Genomic DNA, 23,594 nt, shown 5'->3' on the forward strand with positions numbered 1-23,594 from the left:
GCATTCCTGTTATTGCAATCTATATGTGCGGTTATTTTAATCAGCACAACGTTCGGGAACCTATGAAAATCACCATCAGATTGTGTTTGAGTGCCGCCATGCTGGGCTTGCCTGGTTTGTCCATGGCGCAGATACCGACGCAACAGATAGAGCCGACTTTTGTTCCCGATACGCCGATTACAGCGGTCACCATATTTGGCAGCCTGCCCAAGCGCCCTGGTACTACAGTAAGGCGTCTTGACCGTAATTCGGCGGGTTCCTGTGCTTTCAGCTTTACGTCGTATCAAGACCAGATCATCGATGATTATCTTGACCATTTCGAAGGCCGTGGCCGTAGCACTGACAATACCAATATGGGTGCAGATGCACCTCCGGGCCTTGGCGACCGCACTGAAGGTTTTCTCGACAGCAGCCCGTATGGTTCGGCGGCTGGTGGTGAACGGCTGGTAACTCCGGCAGAAGACAGTACGCAGACCAGCGCTGGCTGTTCTCAGGCGGATAGAAATTTTGCTGCTGGCCGCAATTATATTGCCCGCAAGGACAAAACCCTGGACCTGGCGTTTGCGGCTTATGATGCAGGTGATTTTCCCAAGGCACTGGAAGCTTTCAAGACTTCGTATTCCGCAATTGGCTATGACGAAGCAGCCCTGATGCTGGGGAATATGTATTTCTATGGGCAAGGCACACCGCGCGACACACGTCAGGCCATCACCTGGTATGACAGGCTGGCGGACTCCCGTCTGAATCCGTCACAATACAGTCCATTTGATCCCAAAGACCCGGAACGGGCATCGTTGCGGGTGCAGGCCCAGTTGCGGCTGGCGCGTATTTATATGTCCGGGTATGAGGTACCTAAAGATCCTGCCAAAGCCAGACAATGGTACAAGGCAGCGGCAGAGTTGAATTTTGTCCCGGCCCGTTACGTACTGGCACGTTTTTATCAAAGCGGTTATGGCGGCAGCAAAGACATCCAGGAAGCGGTCAAGCTTTACACCAATGCCGCAGAATATGCGTATGTACCGGCACAACTGTCCCTGGCCAATCTTTATTACTATGGTGATGAAGTCAAACAGGATTTGCCGAGAGCATTTGCCTGGTACCAGCAGGCGGCCAAACAAAAAAAACCACAAGCCCTGTATGCATTGGCCCTGATGTTTGACCAGGGCCAAGGTGTTGCTGCTGACCCGGCTAAAGCCCTGGCCTTTTATAAGGAAGCTGCCGTTGCCGGACATCCTGATGCACAAAATTCTCTGGCAACCTATTTTTATACAGGTCAGATCGTCAGCAAGGATTTGCGGATAGCACGCAATCTGTTTCAAAGTGCTGCCATGCAGAGCCAGCCGGATGCCATGGTGAATCTGGCGGCGATGTTACTCAAGGGCGAAGGTGCCGCAGCTGACAAACCCCGCAACAGTGATGACGATACTGTCAAAGCCTATGTCTGGTTGAAACTGGCTGCCAAACTGGGCCGTGCACCGGCTGCAAGTGCTGCCGAGAAGCTGGAGACACGTCTGTCAGATGCACAGAAGGCCCAGGCCAAACGCATCCTGACACCCTGATATTGATTCGCCTGGACGAATCCCGATTTTTATACGGCATGGAGACTCCTCCCTCCATGTCGTGTATCCCACGGCTTGTTATTGACAAGCCGTTTTTTCTTTTGACACCCACATCATCACTGATGTCGGGTGTTTCTGCATTTTTCAACTATGTAAAACTGAAAAGCTTCCTTGTGGTTTGCGGACACAGTTTTTATGATCAATGCAGATGAGATAAGTTCTGACCAACATAATAAGGATAGTTAGATGAAACTGGAAACCATCGCCGTTCACGGCGGCTACACCCCCGACCCGACCACCCGCGCTGTTGCCGTGCCCATCTACCAGACGGTCGCGTATGCGTTTGATAATACCCAGCATGGTGCAGACCTGTTTGACCTGAAGGTGCAGGGAAATATTTATTCGCGCATCATGAACCCTACCAATGATGTACTGGAAAAACGTGTGGCTGAACTGGAAGGCGGGATAGCCGGCCTCGCGCTGGCGTCCGGTCAGGCGGCGATTACCTATGCCATACAGACTATCGCCGAAGCGGGTGACAATATTGTTTCTGCTTCCACGCTATATGGTGGCACCTACAATCTGTTTGCCCATACCTTGCCGCAGTTTGGCATAGAAACCCGTTTTGCCGATTACCGTGACCCTGAATCTTTTGCCAGTCTCATCGATGAAAAAACCAAGGCGGTATTTGTTGAATCCATCGGCAACCCCCTGGGCAATATCACCGATATCGAAGCGATTGCCGCAGTGGCACACCGTCATGGTGTGCCGCTGATTGTCGACAATACCGTGCCTTCTCCTTATCTGCTGCGCCCTATCGAGTTTGGCGCGGATATCGTCGTGCATTCCCTGACCAAGTATCTGGGTGGACATGGCAATTCCATAGGCGGCATCATCGTCGATTCCGGCAAGTTCCCGTGGGCGGAACACAAGCAACGTTTCAAACGCCTGAATGAACCCGATGTGTCTTATCACGGCGTGGTGTATACCGAAGCACTGGGTCCGGCAGCCTATATCGGCCGGGCCCGTGTGGTGCCGCTGCGCAATACCGGTGCTGCGCTGTCACCTTTCAATGCCTTCCTGATTTTGCAGGGAATAGAAACCCTGGCCCTGCGCCTGGACAGGATTACGGAAAACACCATCAAAATTGCGCGCTATCTTGACCAGCACGCCAAGGTGAAATGGGTCAACTATGCCGGTTTGCCTGAACACCGGGATCACGCCCTGGCGCAAAAATACCTGGGTGGAAAACCGTCCGGCATCCTGACTTTTGGTCTCGATGGTGGCAGGGAAGCCGGTGGCCGCTTCCAGGATGCATTGCAGTTATTTACCCGTCTGGTGAATATTGGTGATGCCAAGTCGCTGGCCTGCCATCCTGCCAGCACCACGCACAGGCAGTTGAATCCGGAAGAACTGGCAAAAGCCGGTGTGACTGAAGATACCGTTCGCCTGTCCATCGGTATTGAGCACGTGGATGATCTGATCGCCGATCTGGAACAGGCACTGGCAAGTGCCTGATCTTTGTGCTCAGGCAGTTTGAGAATGCATTTCAGCCGCTGAAATGCATTCTGCCAGTTTAGTTGTTGTCGTTCGCCACTGGTGCTGGCACCAGTGGCAGTTCGAAGAAGAATTTGCTGCCTACATCGATCGTTGATTCAAAGCCGATGCTGCCGCCCATTTTCTCTATGATGGTCTTGCAAATATTTAAACCCAAGCCAGTGCCGCCTTTTTTGCGGGTATTGGAACTGTCCACCTGGCTGAATTTCTGGAATATCTTGCTGTGGAAATGACTGGGAATGCCGCTGCCATAGTCAGTGACAATAACCTTTACCTTGTCTGCCGTTTTTTCTACCGATACGACCACTTCGCCGCCCTTGTGAGAAAACTTGATGGCGTTTGACAGCAGGTTTGCCAGTACCTGTGCATAGCGGTCACGGTCAACATTCACATACAGTTCTGCATTATCACCGATGGCGCGCATACTGACGCCATACTGGTCTGAATACGACATATTGCCGCTGATGGCATCCTGTATCAGGGGCTGCAGGGCGCTGACCTTGAAATCGAATTCCATCTTGCCTGAAGCGATTTTTTCCAGGTCCAGTATGTCATTGATCAGGTGTAGCAGACGGTCTGCATTGCGCATGGCCACTGTGGTCAGTTCCTTGGCCTTGTCCGGGATTTCACCTGCCACGCCGGCGGCCACCAGACGCAAGGCACCGTTGATCGAGGTCAGTGGCGTACGCAATTCATGGCTGACCATGGACACAAATTCATTCATCATCATTTCCACCCGCTTGCGGTCGGCAATGTCAAAGCTGATGGCATAAAAGCCTTCAACTTCATCGCGGTCATTCACCGCAGGTACGTACACGGACTGGTAATAATAAGTGCGTTTATTGAGTTCGCCTGTTCCTTCAAAACTGGCACGTTGCCCTGCCAATACATTTTTCACATAGCCAGCCATAGGCTTATAAAACTCTTCCCCTACAACTTCACGCAGGGTCTTGCCTATCAGTTGCTCTGGCCTGACCCCGAATTCTGATGTGATGAATGCGTTCACAAACACATATCTTTCTTCCAGATCCATGAAGGTGATGATGCAGGGCAGGTTATCGGTGATGGCCTGCAGACGGCTTTGGACATTGCGTTGCTGTTGCAATGCCAGTTCCAGTTCGCTGGCCTTTTGTTTGATTTCATGCGTGCGTTCGGCGACGGTGGTTTCCAGACTCTGGTTGGCGCTTTCCATATCAGCCAGGTGGCGTTCTTCTTTTTCCACCATGTCGGCCAGGGTAACTGATAAAAGATGTGCCTCATGGTAGGCATTGACGATAGGAATAGACGTCGTGACAGCAGTACCGCCACGCTTGAGCGAACGCTGTTCAATCGCGGTACTGAGTCTGATCAGTGATGCCGATGCCCGGCGTGCCAGCAATGCTGCTACCAAGGCCAGTATCAGCCCCAGCAAGCCACAGAACAAGAGAATTTCTTTTTCCAGATTATGCAGGGCGGCCATGGCAATGTCTTTGGGCTGGCGTACCAGAATGCTCCATTGCAGGGCCGGGTAGTTGCGTGCCTGCCCGGTCAGGGCATAGCCGGTCAGGTAGAGTTTGCCGTCTTCAAATGTTTCTTCGACTGTTCCAGTTTTACCCGAGCGCGATTGTGTCAGGCTGCTGGACTTGATTTTCTTTTCTTCCATGCCCTTGGGGCCAAGCAGTACCGTGCCGTCATCACGGACTATCATGATGTCAACATTGTATTGCTGATCTGCCGGGGCCAGTATGGTCTGCGCCAGCTTGCGCGCCCAATTCCAGCTCAGGTGTACACCCAGTACCCCACGCAGGCTGCCGTCAGCACGACGGACAGGGATGGCAACATCCACAAAACGCCATGGGTCGGCGCTATACGGCAATAACTTTTGCAACAGCAGGGCCGGATGGTAGTCGCCAGCGTACAGCGCCTTTTTACCCTGCTGGAACCAGGGGCGCTGGCTGACATCCTGTCCCTCCAGCAAGCCCTTGCTGGATGCCAGAACCTTGCCGTCGGGGCTGGCCAGGCCTATCCAGGCATAATCGGTGAAATTGTTTTGCAGGCTGTCGAGGATGCGGCGTATTTCAGATGGGTCCTGCGCATCCCTGATCTGGCTTAGTTGCGACAGCAATTGCACATCGCCTACGGATTTTTGCATGACCAGATCAATCTGGTCGCGCATTTGCCAGGAAAGCTGTTGCAGCCTTTGTTCAGCTTCTTTTTGCGCATAATTATTGGCAAAATGATCGACCAGCAGCAGGGCTGACAAGACGGTACACAAGACGACGGCACTGACGCCAAGTGTCAGCAGGGTGGCAAGCCGCGGGCGGGAAGTCGGTTTTAGTAAAGACATAAATGGGCACTTTATCTTGGGGCGTATCGCTGGAACGCATGCCATCCCTGTTTTGGCAATGAGTTCCTTCTGTTCGGGGCAGTCATTGTCATAAATTTAATAACCAGACTGACCTGTTGGATTTCCGTTTATTGCTCAGATGATACTCTCAAAATTTCTGCATTTGCTGGGCTTGTATGAAAACAAGCCAGTGTTTTCGTCGGCGATGGCAGTTTCCACAGTGATTCTTGATATCTGTTTTTCAGATAAATAACAACATTTTTATTCGTTTTGCGCCTTAGATAAATTCGGTACATTGAAACTCTGTTACGAACCAAATTCGTTTTTGTTGTTAGCCAGAGTATTTCATGACCGATTCTACATTTGCATCTATAGAGTTATCGTCTGCCAGCCAGGTGGACGAAACATCATCTTCGGGTAGCGAAGACCACGCACTGGCGAATGCCAGATCAGTTGCGCAGACAGCAGGCCTGGTGTTTTCCGGCAGCGTTGCACCAACTGACGCCTGGCGTCTGGTACAGAATAACCAGGCCATTCTGGTCGACGTGCGAACGGCGGAAGAACGCAAGTTTGTTGGCTACGTGGCCGACGCCGTCCACGTACCCTGGGCCACCGGCACAGCCCTGACCCGTAACCCAAGATTCGTCAAGGAACTGGAAACCAAAGTCAAGGACAAGTCCAGGGTCATCCTGCTGCTGTGTCGTAGCGGAAAACGCTCGACAGCCGCTGCCGAGGCCGCGGCCAAAGCAGGTTTCAGCAACATTTTCAATGTGGCTGAAGGCTTTGAAGGTGATTTGAATCCAGAGCAGCAACGCGGCCAGCTTGGTGGCTGGCGTTTTCACCAGTTACCGTGGATACAGGATTAAAGCGATGTCATCCGCTTCATTGTTATAAGAGAAGAAAGGTAAAGGCAGATGGTCAGCTTTACAGAAGAGACACCCGTACAGTCAGTAACGCCAGTCAGGGATCAGCGTGGTTCACTGTTTGGTATCGAGCAGGTAGTCAGTGAACTGGCCGCCGTCAGGCACGCATGGCGGCGCCGTCAGCAACGTTCATCCGAACCTGGGGGGCGTGAATTGCCATCCCGTGATGCACTGGCAAAAATTATTTCCGATCTGCGTGGGGCATTGTTTCCCATGCGTCTGGGGCCGCCCGAATTGCGTCAGGAAAGCGAAGATTTCTATGTCGGCCATACGCTGGACACGGCACTGCATTCAATGCTGAGCCAGGTCAGGCTTGAACTCAGCTACACCTCGCGCTATTACGAGCAGGAAGATCTGCATATCGAAGATCGCGCCCTGCATATCGTGCGTGAATTCTCGCGCGCATTGCCAGCGATTCGTTCACTGCTGGATAGTGACGTGATCTCGGCTTACCAGGGTGACCCGGCAGCCCGTACTGTGGATGAAGTATTGCTCTGCTACCCCGGCATCCTGGCCATGATCCATCATCGCATTGCTCATCAGTTATACCAGTCTGGCGTGCCTTTGCTGGCGCGCATCGTGGCAGAAATAGCCCATGCACAAACCGGCATAGACATTCACCCTGGCGCCAGCATAGGTGCGGGGTTTTTCATCGACCATGGCACCGGTGTGGTGATAGGCGAAACCGCCATCATCGGCCAGCGCGTGCGTATTTACCAGGCGGTGACCCTGGGTGCCAAACGCTTCCCTACCGATGATGAAGGCAAATTGCAAAAAGGCTTGCCACGACACCCGGTAGTGGAGGACGACGTGGTCATTTATGCCGGAGCCACCGTACTGGGGCGGGTGACACTGGGTCGCGGCGCCATCATCGGCGGCAATGTCTGGGTGACAAATGATGTGGCTGCCGGTTCCCACGTCAGTCAGGCCAGCCTGCGACATGAACATGGGGCACTGCCATCCCCGGCCTTGTAAGCAGACCAGGCAGATCAGTCAGGCAGATTTTTTAATGACAGGCGTCAACCTGTTTTTTTGATGTTCTTGAAATTTTTATTCTTGAAGTTTTCATTTGTTCCGATTCACCGCATTTTTTAATGGAGTAAGCAATGACCGATGTGTCTCCCAGTAATTTCGCACTCAGTGACAACGCCGCCAGGCAGTTGGCGAATGCAACCAAAACCGTTCCTCAGTTATCCACCATTTCACCACGCTGGCTGGTGCATTTGCTGCAATGGCTGCCGGTAGAGGCAGGTATTTATCGACTTAACAAAGTCAAAAACCCTAAAGATGTCCGGGTGGCCTGTTCCCAGCGTGACGAGTCAGAACTGCCACAAACTTTTGTGGATTATGACGAACAGCCACGTGAATACTTCCTCAATGCGGTGGCAACCGTGCTGGATGTACATACCCGTATTTCTGATCTGTACAGCAGCCCGCATGACCAGATCAAGGAACAACTGCGCCTGACGGTAGAAACCATCAAGGAACGTCAGGAAAGCGAACTCATCAACAATCCTGATTACGGCCTGTTGGCGAACGTGCATGATGATCAGCGTATTTCCACGCTGACCGGTGCGCCTACTCCTGATGATCTGGATGATCTGTTGACTAAAGTCTGGAAAGAGCCTGGCTTCTTCCTGGCCCATCCGCTGGCGATTGCTGCCTTTGGCCGTGAATGCACACGCCGTGGCGTGCCACCACCAACGGTGAGTTTGTTTGGTTCCCAATTCCTGACCTGGCGCGGTGTACCACTGGTACCTTCCGACAAACTGCCTATCGAAGATGGCAAAACCAAGATCATCCTGCTGCGCGTGGGTGAAAAACGTCAGGGTGTGGTTGGCCTGTTCCAGCCTGGTCTGGCTGGTGAACAAAGCCCTGGCCTGTCGGTACGTTTCATGGGCATCAACCGCAATGCGATTGCCTCATATCTGATTTCCCTGTACTGCTCGCTGGCAGTCTTGACGGATGATGCGGTTGCTGTTCTGGATGACGTAGAGATCGGTAAGTACCATGACTATCCTGACACCTACAAGTAATACCGGCGCGGCAAATGCGGGTTTGCCGGATGAAGCCTTGCTGAATCGTATGGCATCAGAGTTTTTTGCTCTGGTGCCGGGGGCAGCGCAAGCTGCTGCGCAATTCCTGCCGGGTTTTTCGGAAGCGAGCAGTGCGCCTGTAGCACCTGTATCTGCACCAGGCCGTCTGTCGTCTGTCAGCGAATCTGGCAATCATTCCGGCAGTAATGCCAGTGCAACAGCGCATACGCAGCCCTCCATTTATGCCAGCGCCATTCCACAGAATGGTGGCAGCAGTGTCGCACCGTCACGTCCACAGGCGGGTGGTGCGCCTCTCTCAACACCGGCAGCATCGACGACGCCTTATTATTTTATTGGCGCCGACAACGGTTATCCGGTAGCCGATGGCAATCTGGATGGTCTCGCTGCGCAGGGAACAGGCCGGCAGGCAGATCAGACACTGGCACGCTCTTTTGGTTTGCCAGGGCAGGATCAATTGCAGCAACTGCTGGGTGAGCTGTATCCGGCTAATACCCCAGCAGCTCCGGCGACGGGGGCAGGTGCAGATGCGCGTCCTGCGTATTATTTTCAGCAGGGCGAGCAGGATTACTGGGATACCGCACCCCGGGCGGCCAACCCCGCACTGGCAGCACCGTTTGATATCAATGCCGTGCGCCGCGATTTTCCCATCCTGGCAGAACGGGTGAATGGCAAGCAACTGGTCTGGTTCGACAATGCAGCGACGACCCAAAAACCACAGTCGGTGATAGACAGGCTCAGCTATTTTTACGAGCATGAAAATTCCAACATCCACCGCGCAGCGCATGAACTGGCAGCACGGGCTACCGACGCTTATGAAGGTGCACGCAGCAAGGTTGCAAAGTTTTTGGGCGCGGCATCGGTAGATGAAATCATCTTCGTGCGCGGCGCGACAGAAGCGATCAATCTGGTTGCCAATACCTTTGGTAAAAAGTTTATCGGTGCTGGTGATGAAATCATCGTGTCGCAGCTGGAACACCATGCCAACATCGTGCCATGGCAGCAACTGGCAGCCGAGAAGGGGGCTGTCATCCGCGTTATTCCTGTGGATGGCAGTGGTCAGATCATTTTGGATGAATATCGCAAGCTGCTCAACAGCAAAACGCGACTGGTCGCAGTGACACAGGTCTCGAATGCTTTGGGCACGATCACACCGGTGCAGGAAATCATTGCACTGGCACATAGTGCCGGTGCTCGTGTGCTGATTGACGGCGCTCAGGCAGTGTCACACCTGCGTGTGAATGTACAGGCACTGGATGCCGATTTTTATGTGTTTTCAGGGCACAAGGTATTTGGTCCTACCGGCATAGGCGTGGTGTATGGCAAGAAAGCATTGCTGGATCAGTTGCCGCCGTGGCAGGGCGGTGGCAACATGATTGCTGACGTGACGTTTGAGCGTACGCAATATCAACCGGCACCGGCACGCTTTGAAGCCGGTACCGGCAATATTGCCGATGCAGTCGGCCTGGGTGCAGCGATTGATTATGTCGAACGCCTGGGGCTGGAAAATATTGCTCTGTATGAACATGCCTTGCTGGAATACGCAACGCATGGTCTAAAGAGCATACCCGGTGTACGCCTGATAGGCACGGCCCATGAAAAGGCCAGTGTTGCTTCGTTTGTACTGGAAGGCTATCAGACCGAAGAAGTAGGCAAGGCACTCAATGAAGAGGGTATTGCTGTGCGTTCTGGCCACCACTGTGCGCAACCCATATTGCGTCGTTTTGGTGTCGAGGCTACGGTACGTCCTTCTTTTGCGTTCTACAATACCTGCGAAGAAATTGATCGCCTGCTGGCAGTGGTACGTCGTCTGGCAAATCAAAAAAAGAATTGAAGCAAGGCAATTTGATACGCTGGTCATGCCAGGCCTAAAAGCCCTGGTATGTCAGCGTTTTTTTTCGGACCGACAACGAGTACTTGCTGCAAGGTGTTTGAAATTCCGCAGTGCAGCGCATATTCATATCTGAATTAATTCGCTTACTTTTTATCGCGCGCACGGTATATTGAAGCTGTCTTTACCCCTAGAGGAATTTCAGGCTCGCGCAGTATGGCGAGCCATTTTTTAGAGACATTCAACTTCAGTATGAATAATGACAGGATAAAAGCTGGCTTTCATATGGCAATGATATTGCTGGTTTCTGCCGCTTGTTATTTGCTGTGGCCTAGCCTGGCGGCTGCTGCGCCACGTCAGGAATCTGCATCAGGTATCGAGCAGCGGGTACAAAAACTCGCAAAGGAATTACATTGCCTGGTGTGGCAGAATCAGACGCTGGCAGATTCACATGCAGAACTGGCAGTCATTCTGAAACAACAAATTCGCGAAAAAATTCAGCAAGGCCAGGATGAGAAACAGATCACTGATTTTCTGCTGACACGTTATGGCGATGTCGTGCGTTACCGGCCATCACTGAATGCACAAACTCTGTTGCTATGGAGCGGACCTTATCTATTGCTGCTGACCGGCCTGATCTGGCTGTTTGCAAAATTTAAATCCACGCGTTATTTTGATGATGAGCAAGAACCTGTTGCCACCGAAGCACGGCACTATTCCCTACCCTTGCTGTGATCTAGTTTGTAATGCATCCCACGAATTCCATCGAGATACTTTTCTGTTTGACGCACACAAGCTCTTACGATCATCAGTGCAGCCGTCAGAAATCAGGATTATGATGATGGATGCTGAAAGGTGGATGCTGAAAGGGTGCTGGCAGCCCTCAGCATTGCCAAAGCCTGTAGTGCCTGCCACGACAGCTAGCATCCATTCAAATAAATCGATAATTCAGGAGAACAAGATGACACGTCAGACAGCAAATGATTTCAAGCCGGAAGTGCTGCGTTTATTTGATCAGTATGTACATGGCGTCATTGATCGCCGTGCTTTCTTGCAGTCAGCCAGCAAATATGCGGTTGGTGTGGTGACGGCTGAAACATTGTTGCAACAGCTTAGCCCAAATTTTGCCCAGGCCCAGCAAGTGCCAAAGACCGATGCACGGATACAGGCTAAATATGTTGAATATCCTTCACCTCAGGGTTCGGGCACCCTGCGTGGCTATCTGGTCACTCCTGCTGAAATCAAGGGAAAACTGCCGGCAGTGCTGGTGGTGCATGAAAACCGTGGCCTGAATCCGCATATCGAGGATATAGCACGCCGCCTGGCGCTGGATGGTTTCATTGCCTTTGCCCCGGATGCGCTGGCATCACTGGGTGGTTACCCTGGTGATGAAGAAAAGGCCCGTGAACTGTTCCCCAAACTGGATCAGAACAAGATACGTGCAGATTTTATTGAAGCCGCTGCAATACTAAAAAAATTGCCTGAAGCCAATGGCAAGGTAGGCGTGGTCGGCTTTTGTTATGGCGGTGGCATTGCCAACTTCCTGGCAACCAGAATCCCTGATCTGGCTGCTGCCGTACCTTACTATGGTGGCCAGCCAGGTGAAGAAGATGCGGCAAAAATCAAGGCGCCACTCTTGATCCATTATGCCGGTACGGATGAACGCATCAATGCCGGATGGCCAAAATATGAAGCTGCGCTCACGAGGGCCGGTGTCAAGTATCAGGCATATGTCTACGCCGGTACCCAGCATGGTTTTAATAATGATACGACGCCACGCTATGACCAGGCTGCCGCAACATTGTCTTGGCAGCGTACAGTCGAGTTTTTCAAAGCCAATCTGCGTGCCTGATAGTCTGCCAGACTGGCAGTCGCTTTAAGCCGATAGTCGTCTTAAACCGATTTCAGGATGAAATTGCTGGTGTCACGCAGTACAGCCTTCGTTTTTGCCGGGCTGTCCATCATGCGTGACAGCAGCAGGCCGCCTATCATTGATGCCAGCACGGCGTGCGCCTTGGCTTCCACTTCATCATTGTCAACGCCTTCACGTTGCAACTGCGTGCTGATCAGGGCCAGCAGATTGTTCACACCCTGCTGTATGGTTTCCTTACCTATGCCGTCTTGGCGTATGGCTTCCGGCCCCAGGGTGGCGATGGTGCAGCCCAGGCCTGGGTTGTCGCTGTGGGCCTTGCTCAGATAAGTGTGTACCAGGGTGCTCAATGCCTCATCGTCGGGGGCGGCGGCGATTTTACGTCGCAGTTCAGTCTTGGTGGCTTCCAGTGCCGCTGCGCAGGCTTCGGCGATTAATGCTTCCTTGGATTCAAAGTGCTTGTAAAAGCCGCCATGGGTCAGGCCTGCTTCATTCATCAGATCCGCCACACCTATGCCATTGATGCCGCGTTCGCGATACAGACGGGCCGCTGTCTCGACGATGCGCTCTCTGGTTTGCGCAGCTTGTTCACGTGAAGTTCTCATGGCTTTATTCCGGTTGCGCGATCATGGTCCGCGGGCTGTATTGATGTCATTATCTAGAACTCATTTCATAAATAGGGATGAGTGCGAGCAAGGCGATTCGGGATGCAGTGCAAGGCGTGTCGCGTAGCTAAGGCTGGTGCCTTAGCAAGCGCAATGTCACCACCTCGCGCTGCAATGCGCCCGAATCGCCCGCTCCCGAAGGGTTTGCCTCATAACGTGTGCTGGACTGCGTTGGACTCGTTGTCAATAGACCCGCTATTGACTGCCTCGTCCGCCTTGCCAGCCCACGTTATGAGGCAAACGCATCTCACCCCTATTTATGAAATGAGTTCTAGGCATGTCGCTGTATTTGACACAGGTTTCTATTTTAGATGATAATCGGCATCTATGAGATTATGTTTGTCATCTAATTGAGGGAATTGGTATGAATGAGCCGACAATGAAACAAAATGATGCCTCATCAGCAATGTCGGCATCTGCACCGCCATCGCAAGCACCCGCCAGGCCGACTATGGAAGCAGTGTTGCACGCCCTGATCACACCGCGAAGGCCGGCCACCAGTGATGATGACAGAATAGCATTGTCAGCCGCCAGACGTTTTGACATTGACCATGCCGGCCAGGTGCTGGTGGCCTGGCGCTGGGGGCCAGATACTGCCCCTGCCGTGTTATTGCTGCATGGCTGGGAAAGCCGGGCCAGCCACATGGCAGCTTTTGTAGCACCGCTGTTACAGGCTGGTTATGGCGTCATTGCGCTTGATGGCCCTGCACATGGCGAGTCACAGGGTGAACTTACCCATGTAGTCGATTATGGCAAGGCCGTGTTGGCGCTAGCTGCCCAGGTCGGGCCGTTGGCCGCCGTCATTGGCCACTCTGCCGGATCAGCCGCCAGCCTGTATGCCTATGCCCATGGCTTGCGCGTCGCCGCCAGCGTGCAGTTATGTGGCCCGGCTTCGCTTACCCGCGTGGTACAACGTACCGCCCGCATGGCAGGTCTGAATGCGGAAGAGGCGTATGCACTGGAACAGCAAATGGCGGCACATGTCGGTGTGCCGCTTGACAGTGTGGATCTGTCTCAGCTGCAATCCGGTTTTCAACATCCCGTGCTGATCCTGCACGACCCAGAAGACCGCGAAATGCCATATGAAGAAAGTATTGCCCTGGCTGCCGCCTGGCCAAAGGCGAGATTACAGCCGGTGGCAGGGACAGGGCACAGACGCATCTTGCGTACACCTGCCGTGGTGGAGGCTGCTATCAGTTTCATTGTTGAACACGGTGCAACGACGGCATAGATGCATTTTTCTCGCACCGGGCTTGCATAGCCGGTCGCGGCTGGCTATGCTTGGGTGAGTTTACACTTCCAAATCAGGTATGCATGATGGGAATGTCATTACCCCTGGTTCAACTGGCTTTCCTGGATCAGCTAAAAGGCTTTGTAGCAGTCGGCAGGCGCATGAGTATCACGCATGCAGCAGCCGACTTATGCCTGACGCAATCGGCAGTCAGTCGCCAGATACTGACACTGGAACAGCATTTGGGTGTGAAGCTGCTGACAAGAGGGCATCGTTCCATTGCCTTTACTGTCGAAGGCGAACGTCTGTTCCGCAGCGCTGATGCTGCCATCCGTCAGTTGCAGGACGTCATGGGTGAAATTGGCGCTGGCACCCAATCCAGGGCTGTGACCATCAGCGCCAGCATAGGCGTGACCGGTTTGTGGCTGCTGCCCAGACTGAATGCATTTCAAAAACTGCATCCGGGCATCGATATACGGCTCAGCGCCAGCAACAGGGTGGGAGATATCAACAAGGAAGGCATTGATCTGGCGATACGCTACACCAATGCCAAACTTGCACCAGATAAGGCCGTGCGTCTGTTTGAAGAATCCATTGCACCGGTTGCTCATCCTTCTCTGGCGATCAAGCCCAAAAAATCCGGCAAAATGACCGTGAAATGGCCCTTGCTGGAATTCGATGAAAGCCAAAAATCCTGGCTGTCCTGGCATGACTGGCTGGACAAGGACGATATGCAGAACGCCAAAACCCACGGCATCCTGCGTTTTAATCAGTACGATCAGGTGATACAGGCCGCTATGGCCGGACAGGGTATTGCGCTGGGTCGGCTGGAACTGATACAGAATCTGCTGGATGACGGCAGGTTACAACAGTTGATGCCGGCCAGGACACAGGGCCTGGCCGGACATGCATACTGGCTATTGCAAGCGCATGAAACACCAGGCACCGAATGCCAGCAGGTCATGCAATGGCTGATGGCCGAAGCCAGTAAAACCAGGGAGTGGGTATTGCCTGTTACTTAAAATAACTCGCCAATTGAATTGGCTGAACCAGGCATTTAATCTAGCCATGATGTGCCGGCAGCCTGCGTGCGATTAGCAAAGCGTAATCGCACGCATGTTGCACCCGGCAATAACAATGCCCCTTCAAATTGCCTTGTCTTTTATCATACCGAAAGGACTTCACCGCTTTGTATTTTTATCAAAAAATCAGCAGTTGAAGGTAGCAAGCCGTGACTCACATTCGTACGATTACGCTTTGCTAATCGTATCTACCCACTGAATTAGCTGAACTAGCCAGGCATGTAATCTAGCCACTTTGTGCCCGGCAGAACAATAGAGCGTCATCCAAGCGGTCATTCCCCCAAAACATCTCGTCACCCACAAAAAAGCTTGGCGCGCCGAATATGCCTTTGGTCATGGCGATTTCTGTCTGGCGGCGCAGTTTCAGTTTGTTTTCGTCAGAGAGCGCCTGCTTCAGGATATCTGCCGCCGGTAGCTTCATGGCGACCAGTACCTCCGTCACTAATGCTGCATTATCGATATCGCGATCCTGCGCAAAATTCATTTGCATCATGCGCCGGCAATACTCGGCCATCCAGGGTTCTTCTGCACCGAGTACAGCCACCCGCAAGGGTAATATGGCAGAGCGCGGAAAATTGCCCGGCTTTTTCCACGGCAAGCCGTATTTAAGGCATAGCCTTTCCATATCCCGCCACACGTATTCGCCCTTGGTTTTTTGCAGCACAAAAGGTGAGGTTGTCCAGCCAAATGACTGAAACACGGGGCCAAGCAGAAAGGGGTGCCAGCGTACCCTGACGCCTGCTTTTTCTGCTTCCTGCGCTATCCGCATGACACTCAGATAACTGTAATTGCTGCCAAACTCAAACCAGAAATCAATGACAGGTAAAGGGGAAATCGCTATATCCATGTCGCACCTGTCAGTAAGTAACCAGGCAGCGTAGTTCTATACTTTCGCGTGGCCTGGCGTGTGCTGGAATATGCGGATGATCAAATGCAGCGTGTGGGGTGAAACGGCTACAGCCACTGAATTGCGAGTCATATTGTTTGAAGACCAGTGCTTCATGCGGTTCCATGCGTGAGAAATAAGACCAGCGGTGACGCGTCGCAAAATTGACCAGATAGATTTCCCCCGTCCGGTTAGGATACCTGACATCGCAGGACACCAAGTCTTTTGGTTCTATCGTACGCGCATCACAGACCGCCAGCGGTGTGTCCAGCACTGTATTGCGAATGGGGCGCCAGATATTCACGATACTGTAACGGCGTACCTGTGCAAGTTCTTTCACATCCTGAATCACCATGCCCAGGCGTTTCTTGCCAGAGGCTTCGGTATAGTCATTATGGATGCGGCCATTTGCCGCAGCCATGCCATTTGCTGCTCTTTTACCAAAAGACAGCGGCGTGTCCGATGCTTCGCGCTTGCGCAACAGATGGTCGAAGACATAGGCTTTTCTGGCACCAGTGGCAGCCAGGGCCAGTTCCCGCGCTTCGTGGTAATACACAGAGCGAATTTCATTCAGATCCAAAAAGTCCTTCACAGAAGTCGCGGCATCCCACAATTCAAACCCTTCGCGTTCCAGTTGCGGCGCACTATCTGCCTGGCGGGCATCATGAATGCTGATGGGGCGCAAGTCATAGTCGGCACTTTCCCAGGGAATTCCTGGTGGTGGCTGGAAAGTGTAGCTACATGGGCGTGTGTCTGACGGAATGACATAACTCATGCGGGCAATAACCGGGGCATCATCTGGCGATGATTCACCCCGGAACTGATACAAGTCTTGTGCTGTCTGGATAGACATGGAACCTCCAATAGTGGGAACATGAATGAAATACTTTCGGCTGGTACGGCCTCGTATTTCTTCAGCGACTATTGAATCCCAGGTTTGGGGTGTACACAAACGACATTTCTGCATCTCTTGCATTCGTATAGGGAATGTGACGATGTAATTTTCTACCAGATTGAAGTGTAAACTTCCTCGTGAGGAATGATGAGTTTTTCAAGTAGCTGTACATGCTGACGCTGTTGTTCGACAAAGGCAGTGATATCTGTAATTTCCAGCATTTCTTCACGGCCATATCTGCGCAGTGCATCGCCCCGCAAGCCAAGTTGCACGGCGCGGCGCTCAACGCACAAACCGGCTGGGTCATGATCAGGATCCCATTGCAAACGCACGTCAGAATCCTGCACGGCCTGTTGCCAGGCCGTGTGTGTAGGGTAAGTGTTCAAGTCCAGACTTGAGCTGACGGCGCTTTTCAGCAACTCGTCAAAAAATGGTCGCTTGATGCGCAGGGCCAGTATGCGTTCTTGACCCGGTTTTTGCGCCCAACCGGAGCGGAACATCATCCACAGAAAGTTTGGTTTTATCCAACTCATACGGTTGTAGCTGAATGGACCGCCAAAGTATTGATGCTGAACCGCGAAATCTGCGATTTCATGTCGGTAAGCCTGATAGACAATGATAGACGTGTCATCGAATTGCGCCATGACATGCTTGCCTGACTCTGGCCATGACGGGATTTGTTCAAGATAGTTTTTAAATTTCATTATTGAGTGATATGTCTTTCGGTAAGCAGCTTTTGCCTGACTTCCATCAAAGCGAAGCCCAGTAAATTAAGCCCCTGCCATAGCTGCGGGTCTTTGCTGTCGGCATGATCCTGTGCCAGACCTATTCCCCAGATACGGTCTACAGGACTGGCTTCTACAAGAATACTGTCGCCAGTACCCAGCAGAAATTTCGCCAGGGCAGGGTGTTGCGAGAATTTTGCATGGTTTGCCTCTACAACAACCTGAAAACGATGCTGCACCCAAGTATTTTCGTCATAGCCTGAGATTTTCCTGCCCAGATGTTTGGCTGCATCTGCTTGATCTGTGGTCAGTATTTTTTCCAGGATGGCGTGGTCGTTGAACAGTCTCGCCTTGCTTGCCATCATGTAATGTTCGGCTGTTGGATAGTGAATTCCGTCTATGTGAAAGCTGGCAGGAAACCATTGGCTAAAACAGGATTTGTCTGGTCCCGTACCCTTTTCCCTGTGGCCCCAAAAGTAAAGATAATCAAATTGTTTGCCGTCCTTCAGTTGCTGCAATAATTCTTCCAGGGTGTGGATATTCATTTTTATTCCTTGTGTATATTCCAGTGCTCCTGTTCTCCAACTCATTACCCAGGTGAGTTGTTCTGGCGTCTCTGGTGTTCTTGGCCAGCGATTTTTCTTTTCCATCTGTTGCCACAACAAATTCAGTTCTTTCAGTGCTGCACAGTTATCTTTTCTGGCTTGTGCCAGATAGCACGCGATGACCATGCCGGTACGGCCTATCCCACCATAGCAATGCACATAGACTGCCCCCTGTTTTTCCAGTGCCTTGTTCAGGCTGTATAGAATAGTGTGCATCTGCTTTGATGATGCCGGTATACTTTTGTCGGGAATGGCAAAGCGTTCGTGCCTTACTTGCAAACCACGCTGGTCTGCCAATGCCATGAGCTGATCAAGATAAGGGGCTAATTCATCCGATTCGGTCAAATCAATGAAGTGCCTAATGCCACAATCCAGGAAATTTTCCAGCTTGTGTGCACTGATCACGGGGTCGATGGCGCCAGGGTATTCACCTGCAAGCAAGTGTCCTGCTTGTACCCAGTAGGTATTCTCGTTTGGCCGCCTATTCATGGTCTGTGTTTCTTGTCAGGTATTGCGGCGGTACCGTATCGCATAGCCATACGCCATTGGCAGACAAGAAAAATGTATGTCCCGCATCATGCATGTCTTTTGCGCGTACGGTCAGTATGACCGGCACACCATGACGAGTGCCTACCGTTCTTGCCGTCTCCTGCTTCGCTGACAAATGTACATGATGCCTTGAACCCGGCCGCAGGCCCTCTTTCATAATAGAGGCGATAAAACGGCTTGCCGTACCATGAAATAGAATTTCTGGCGGTGCCACTTCAGGCAAGGCCAGGTCAACCTTGACGGAATGTCCTTGATTTGCACGAATTTTCTGCCCGTCTTCGCTGATGGCAAAGCGTTGCTTGTCTGAGGTTTTCACGGCTTCTTCTATATCGTCCAGCTTGATGGACTTTCCATGCAAGCGAGCCTGTTCAATCAACTTGCTGATACTTGTCCAGCCCTGTTCATCCAGTTCAATACCTATGGTCTCCGGCTGATGACGTAAAATAAAGCTGAGAAATTTGCTGAGGTCTTTTGTTGTAGTTTTCATTTTTATTGTCTATCTTGTTTTAGTTTGGTATATCCGTATATCCAAATTCATTAGATATGCATCACTATAAAAAACTTAGTTGCATAATTCAACTAAGAAAGTTGTAAATAAACACTAAGAATCGTTACGCGCTATAATAAAAGGCTATAACACCGGGATGAATAAAATGGCCGTATCAAAAAAAGACAGTGAAGAGCAGGAATTTCTTCGTCAATACAATATCCATGATTACGACATTCCTCTGACGAGTGTGGATCTGGTCATTTTTACGATCAGGGATAATCTCTTGCAGGTATTGCTGGTCAAGCGTGGCGATCATCCGTACAAAGGCAAATGGGCCTTGCCAGGTGGTTTTATCGATGTGCAGCGTGATACCAATCTGGATGCGACTGCCTTGAGAAAACTCAGGGAAAAGACGGGGGTGGAAGCACCTTATCTGGAACAGTTGCAAGGTTTTGGCAGTAAAGACCGTGACCCGCGCGGCTGGTCCAGCACCTTTGTGTATTTTGCCCTGATCTCGTCTGAAACTGTGGAATTGCGTCATGGTGCAGGGGCGGATGAAGCCGTCTGGTATCCGCTGGAGGGCCAGAATGCGCAGAAGCCAGTAGTGAAACTGGCATTTGATCACTCGGCCATTTTGGAGCTTGCCTTGCAACGCCTGCGCGGTAAGGTTGAATATACCTCGCTTCCCGCCTATCTGCTACCGGCTGAATTTACGCTTTCTGAATTGCAGCAAGTGTACGAAATCATTCTCGGCCGCCCGCTGGATAAAAGCTCTTTCAGAAAACGCATCAAGGAAGGTGATTTCCTGGATGAATTGCCTGGCCGGCAAAGGCTGGGCAGCAACCGGCCTGCGCAATTGTTTGCCGTACGTGCAGGGCTGGCATCTGCCAGTTTTAATCCTTTGAGCAGAGCCTGAACTTCTTACCGGGGATAAAAGAAAATGCATAAAAGACATAATTTTTTCTTCCTCTCTGCCAACAGTGCATAGACTCAGGCTATACTTACCTTGCGTTTCATGGTGGAAGCAAGGCAGATGGATTGCAGCGGTGCTGACTCTTGAGTTCAGCCTGGCACAGCGAACCCTGTTCGTTTGTGTACCGCAACCGGATGCTCTTCATGGGTTCGATTCCTATACTACGCACCACGCTCGGTAGAGCAACAGACTTGTAATCTGACGTTGTAAATCTGTAGTATCTGGTAGTAATCCTTGAGATAACCGCTTTCCTGTCCTTGCGCTGATTTTTTCTTCATTGAAAATTGATGGGCCGGGACAACGCAGCATGGCTTTGCATGATTGTTACCGTGTCTGTGTCCCCGTTTTTAATTCAAAGTATGAATGTTGTCCTGACAGGACCAGTGTCTTGTTTTCTGTTTCGGCATCAGGAGTATCAGAAGCAAAAATGCGGCACCAGGCGCGCGCAGTTGTCCGTCATGAAGCGGGGATGGTTCTCTCAAGGCTGTTCCTTTCAAGGCTGTTCCCGGCAAAATCTGCCTATCCTTCCGGCCACTGAGATGTATCCGGCATAGTTTAAAAAAACTGATGTGAGACTGCGCATGTTCAAACGTATCATCATTCAAGACCACCAAATTGGGTTTCTGCATGGCCGCAATGGCTTTGAAAAGATGCTGGCTACAGGTAATTATTACCTGTCTTCCTCCAAAAAAGTGAGCCTGTACAATTTGACAGACTTTCCTGCCAACATCCCGAATCTGGAATGGATGGCTACCCATCATCAGGCGAGTATAAGTGATGATCTGGAAGTGATCAGGACTGCGCATGATGAAGTCGTGCTGGTACGCAGCGGGCAACAATTTTTATGTGTCATGCCGAATTCCCTGCAAGCTTTCTGGAAGCTTGGATTAGGTGTGCAAACTACCAAGGCTACGATTCCTGCCGATTTAAAAGTGCCTGATGAATGGCTGCATCATTTGCCGATAGGGGTATCGGTCGGATGCGTCAAGCAGGTGAACATACCGGCGGGCGCTTATGGCCTGTTATTTGCAGAAGAGAATTTTTGCAACTTCCTGCTACCAGGCAGGCATGCTTATTTTGAAGTGCTACCCAAAACCAAGCTGACTATCTGCCGGCAGTCACAGGTGCTGGATGCAAAAGACGTGGTGCAGGCAATCTTGGCCAGCAGGCATCCACTCTTGCAGGAACGTTTCAAGCAAATCGAAACCAGCGATCAGCAACTGGCTGTATGGTGGGACAAAAGCGAACTGGTACATGTAACGGGCCAGGCAACACCAGCTTTGGCCAGCAGCGACCTGAATCTGGAATTGATCGCTCTGGAACAGGCACCACGCCTGCTTGAATCACATATTGTGCTGGCGATGCGCGCCAATGCCAATGCTGCCCGTTTGCTGGCTACCCATGTCAGCAGCTATGAAGTGCCGTCCGAACATGTGGGCATGCTGTATATCGATGGCGTGCTCCATGCATCCCTGACACCCGGATTTTACGCATACTGGCATGGTGGTCACAGGCTGAGTCTGACGACCATCGATACCCGTCTGACGACACTGGAAATCACCGGGCAGGAAATGCTGACTCAGGATAAAGTACCTCTGCGTGTTAACGTGACAGCAGGTTACAAGATCGTGGATGCGCCATTGGTGCTTGCCAGCCTGAATGACTACAAGGATTTTATTTACAAGGAAATTCAGTTTGCGCTGCGTGCTGCAATTGGCAGCAAGACGCTGGACGGATTGCTTGAAAATAAGAATGAAACAGATGAGCAGATACTGGGCTACGTCAGCCAGAAAGCCATGGCCCAGGGGATAGAAATCATCAGCATGGGTATCAAGGACCTGATCTTGCCGGGCGAGATCAAGACCATGCTGGGTAAAGTGGTGGAAGCAGAAAAGGCGGCCCAGGCCAATGTGATACGGCGACGTGAAGAAACAGCGGCTACCCGGTCCTTGATGAATACCTCGCGTGTCATGGAAGACAATCCGGTTGCCTTGCGTTTGAAGGAACTGGAGACGCTGGAAAAAATGACAGAAAAAATCGACAAGATCAGCGTCTATGGCGGTTTGGAAAGCCTGCTCAAACAGGTTGCTGCATTTAAACCGGCAATTGAAAAATAGCCTGTACGAAGACAGATACGGTGTTGCAACGAGACAGCCGTATCTGTCACTGCCTGCTCGCCTGCACATCCGCCCACCCAACTGCCCATCCGAACCGCCCGCCATATCTTCCCCGCTTTTCTGTCCCAAAACCCGGAATGCCGATGGCTTGCCCATCGCTATGTCCGCCACTATGCCCACCACTATCCCGTTCTGAGGGCATAATGCCTGGATAGTCATGGAAAATCCCCAGGCACAAGGCTTTATCAACGCAAATTCTCCATAGTATTTTTACTTAGTTGCAAAATGAAACTAAGTGTTCTACAATGAACTTAGTTTCAGAAGAAAGGAACCTGTCATGAAACGTAATTTGCAACTTCTGGTCATTGATCCACAAAACGATTTCTGTGATTTGCCTCCGGCTTACCTGCCGTCTGCTGCGCAAGGGGGCGCAAGTGTGGTGCCTGCCTTGCCCGTACCCGGTGCCCATGCCGACATGTTGCGTGTCGCAGGATTGATACGCACAGGTGCTGAGGGTTTGACGGGTATCAGCATTACCATGGACGCGCATCATCGCTATGATATTGCTCACCCTACATTCTGGATGACGGCACAAGGTGGGGATGTGGCTCCTTTTACCTCTATCTCTGCGGCAGCGGTACGTGCTGCCGAATTCCAGCCACGTCAGCCCGCTGCCTTGCCGCGCGCACTTGCCTATCTGGATGCGCTGGAAAGTGAAGGGCGCTATCAGTTGATGATCTGGCCCGTGCATTGCGAAATCGGCACATGGGGGCAGAATGTGCATGCGGATGTGCGTGCAGCCTATAATGCCTGGGAAGAAAAGACGCTGTCGGTCGTGAACAAGATCAGCAAGGGTTCCAATCCATGGACTGAGCATTATTCGGCAATCAGGGCAGAAGTGCCGGATGCCGGTGATCCGGATACGCAATTGAATCAGTCATTGATCCGCGATCTGAGCAAGGCTGACCGCGTATATATCTGCGGCGAGGCAGGCAGCCATTGTGTGAAAGCGACCACAGAACATCTGGTCGAAAATTTTGCAGCGGCTGATTTGCATAAACTGGTCTTGCTGACAGATTGCATGAGCGCCGTCAGTGGCTTTGATGCCCAGTTTAAAGGCTTTGTGCGCGACATGGCTGCCAAAGGTGTGCAGATTGCCAAAATGGCTGATGTATTGCCCGAACTGTTGGAGAACGCATCTGCCTGATTTGCAGGCGCTGCAAGGTGCAAGGTAGACGACCGCGCCGCCAAAGACG

General features: G+C 51.8%; 20 protein-coding genes. 13 read left to right on the top strand and 7 right to left on the bottom strand.

Annotated features, from left to right (window positions below):
• Positions 1-62 precede the first annotated feature (62 nt).
• On the top strand, positions 63-1,559 hold the full coding sequence (locus tag ACO0LK_RS17610) for an SEL1-like repeat protein (RefSeq protein ID WP_422977278.1): 1,497 nt from the start codon (positions 63-65) through the stop codon (positions 1,557-1,559).
• Positions 1,560-1,805: 246 nt separating this feature from the next.
• Entirely contained in the window at positions 1,806-3,077 is a 1,272-nt protein-coding gene (locus tag ACO0LK_RS17615) for an O-acetylhomoserine aminocarboxypropyltransferase/cysteine synthase family protein (RefSeq protein WP_422977280.1), read from the top strand.
• Between the two features lie 58 nt (positions 3,078-3,135).
• On the opposite strand, the gene ACO0LK_RS17620 is transcribed toward ACO0LK_RS17615, so the two are convergent.
• Positions 3,136-5,442: a sensor histidine kinase gene (locus tag ACO0LK_RS17620; protein ID WP_422977282.1), complete on the bottom strand. Its 2,307-nt coding sequence runs from the start codon at positions 5,440-5,442 to the stop codon at positions 3,136-3,138.
• A gap of 347 nt (positions 5,443-5,789) precedes the next feature.
• On the opposite strand from ACO0LK_RS17620, the gene ACO0LK_RS17625 reads away from it, so the two are divergent.
• From ACO0LK_RS17625 to ACO0LK_RS17650, 6 genes are all read left to right on the top strand, one after another.
• Entirely contained in the window at positions 5,790-6,308 is a 519-nt protein-coding gene (locus tag ACO0LK_RS17625) for a rhodanese-like domain-containing protein (RefSeq protein ID WP_422977284.1), read from the top strand.
• A gap of 48 nt (positions 6,309-6,356) precedes the next feature.
• Entirely contained in the window at positions 6,357-7,340 is a 984-nt protein-coding gene (gene epsC, locus ACO0LK_RS17630) for a serine O-acetyltransferase EpsC (RefSeq protein ID WP_186946198.1), read from the top strand.
• Between the two features lie 131 nt (positions 7,341-7,471).
• Complete coding sequence (locus tag ACO0LK_RS17635) at positions 7,472-8,401, top strand: family 2A encapsulin nanocompartment shell protein (protein ID WP_186946199.1); 930 nt, start codon at positions 7,472-7,474, stop codon at positions 8,399-8,401.
• A complete protein-coding gene (locus tag ACO0LK_RS17640; protein WP_422977287.1) occupies positions 8,376-10,253 on the top strand; it encodes a family 2A encapsulin nanocompartment cargo protein cysteine desulfurase in 1,878 nt (625 codons plus the stop codon). The genes ACO0LK_RS17635 and ACO0LK_RS17640 overlap by 26 nt, the downstream gene beginning before the upstream one ends.
• Positions 10,254-10,535: 282 nt before the next feature.
• Positions 10,536-10,985, top strand: coding sequence for a cytochrome c-type biogenesis protein (locus ACO0LK_RS17645; protein ID WP_422977289.1), 450 nt, complete (start codon positions 10,536-10,538; stop codon positions 10,983-10,985).
• 226 nt (positions 10,986-11,211) lie between these two features.
• Positions 11,212-12,102 (top strand): dienelactone hydrolase family protein, encoded by an 891-nt coding sequence (locus tag ACO0LK_RS17650; RefSeq protein WP_422977291.1) that lies wholly within the window; start codon positions 11,212-11,214, stop codon positions 12,100-12,102.
• A gap of 41 nt (positions 12,103-12,143) precedes the next feature.
• On the opposite strand, the gene ACO0LK_RS17655 is transcribed toward ACO0LK_RS17650, so the two are convergent.
• On the bottom strand, positions 12,144-12,725 hold the full coding sequence (locus ACO0LK_RS17655) for a TetR/AcrR family transcriptional regulator (RefSeq protein ID WP_422977293.1): 582 nt from the start codon (positions 12,723-12,725) through the stop codon (positions 12,144-12,146).
• Positions 12,726-13,149: 424 nt separating this feature from the next.
• Here ACO0LK_RS17655 and ACO0LK_RS17660 point away from each other — a divergent pair, with 424 nt between their 5' ends.
• Both ACO0LK_RS17660 and ACO0LK_RS17665 read left to right on the top strand, forming a co-directional pair.
• Positions 13,150-14,016, top strand: coding sequence for an alpha/beta hydrolase (locus tag ACO0LK_RS17660; protein WP_422977295.1), 867 nt, complete (start codon positions 13,150-13,152; stop codon positions 14,014-14,016).
• A gap of 92 nt (positions 14,017-14,108) precedes the next feature.
• Complete coding sequence (locus tag ACO0LK_RS17665; protein WP_422977457.1) at positions 14,109-15,038, top strand: LysR substrate-binding domain-containing protein; 930 nt, start codon at positions 14,109-14,111, stop codon at positions 15,036-15,038.
• A gap of 286 nt (positions 15,039-15,324) precedes the next feature.
• On the opposite strand, the gene ACO0LK_RS17670 is transcribed toward ACO0LK_RS17665, so the two are convergent.
• From ACO0LK_RS17670 to ACO0LK_RS17690, 5 genes are all read right to left on the bottom strand, one after another.
• The gene (locus ACO0LK_RS17670; RefSeq protein ID WP_422977297.1) at positions 15,325-15,945 is read right to left on the bottom strand and encodes a 2-hydroxychromene-2-carboxylate isomerase; all 621 of its coding nucleotides are present in this window, start codon (positions 15,943-15,945) and stop codon (positions 15,325-15,327) included.
• A gap of 10 nt (positions 15,946-15,955) precedes the next feature.
• Positions 15,956-16,837 carry a CmcJ/NvfI family oxidoreductase gene (locus ACO0LK_RS17675; protein WP_422977299.1) on the bottom strand — a complete coding sequence of 294 codons (882 nt, stop codon included), beginning with the start codon at positions 16,835-16,837 and terminating at the stop codon, positions 15,956-15,958.
• A 152-nt stretch (positions 16,838-16,989) separates the two neighbouring features.
• Positions 16,990-17,583 carry a DUF4291 domain-containing protein gene (locus ACO0LK_RS17680; protein WP_422977301.1) on the bottom strand — a complete coding sequence of 198 codons (594 nt, stop codon included), beginning with the start codon at positions 17,581-17,583 and terminating at the stop codon, positions 16,990-16,992.
• A complete protein-coding gene (locus ACO0LK_RS17685) occupies positions 17,583-18,698 on the bottom strand; it encodes an NADAR domain-containing protein (protein ID WP_422977303.1) in 1,116 nt (371 codons plus the stop codon). Before ACO0LK_RS17685 ends, ACO0LK_RS17680 begins: the two co-directional genes overlap by 1 nt.
• Complete coding sequence (locus ACO0LK_RS17690) at positions 18,691-19,245, bottom strand: RNA 2'-phosphotransferase (RefSeq protein WP_422977305.1); 555 nt, start codon at positions 19,243-19,245, stop codon at positions 18,691-18,693. The genes ACO0LK_RS17685 and ACO0LK_RS17690 overlap by 8 nt, the downstream gene beginning before the upstream one ends.
• Before the next feature lie 166 nt (positions 19,246-19,411).
• Here ACO0LK_RS17690 and ACO0LK_RS17695 point away from each other — a divergent pair, with 166 nt between their 5' ends.
• The 3 genes from ACO0LK_RS17695 (at position 19,412) to ACO0LK_RS17705 (ending at position 23,545) form a co-directional block, all read left to right on the top strand.
• Positions 19,412-20,164 (top strand): NUDIX hydrolase, encoded by a 753-nt coding sequence (locus ACO0LK_RS17695; RefSeq protein WP_422977307.1) that lies wholly within the window; start codon positions 19,412-19,414, stop codon positions 20,162-20,164.
• Between the two features lie 638 nt (positions 20,165-20,802).
• The gene (locus ACO0LK_RS17700) at positions 20,803-22,338 is read left to right on the top strand and encodes a slipin family protein (RefSeq protein WP_422977309.1); all 1,536 of its coding nucleotides are present in this window, start codon (positions 20,803-20,805) and stop codon (positions 22,336-22,338) included.
• A gap of 337 nt (positions 22,339-22,675) precedes the next feature.
• Positions 22,676-23,545, top strand: coding sequence for a cysteine hydrolase (locus ACO0LK_RS17705; protein ID WP_422977311.1), 870 nt, complete (start codon positions 22,676-22,678; stop codon positions 23,543-23,545).
• Positions 23,546-23,594: the final 49 nt, after the last annotated feature.

Origin of the sequence: Undibacterium sp. Ji49W (assembly GCF_049340205.1) — a bacterium.
Classification (GTDB): Bacteria; Pseudomonadota; Gammaproteobacteria; order Burkholderiales; family Burkholderiaceae_D; genus Undibacterium.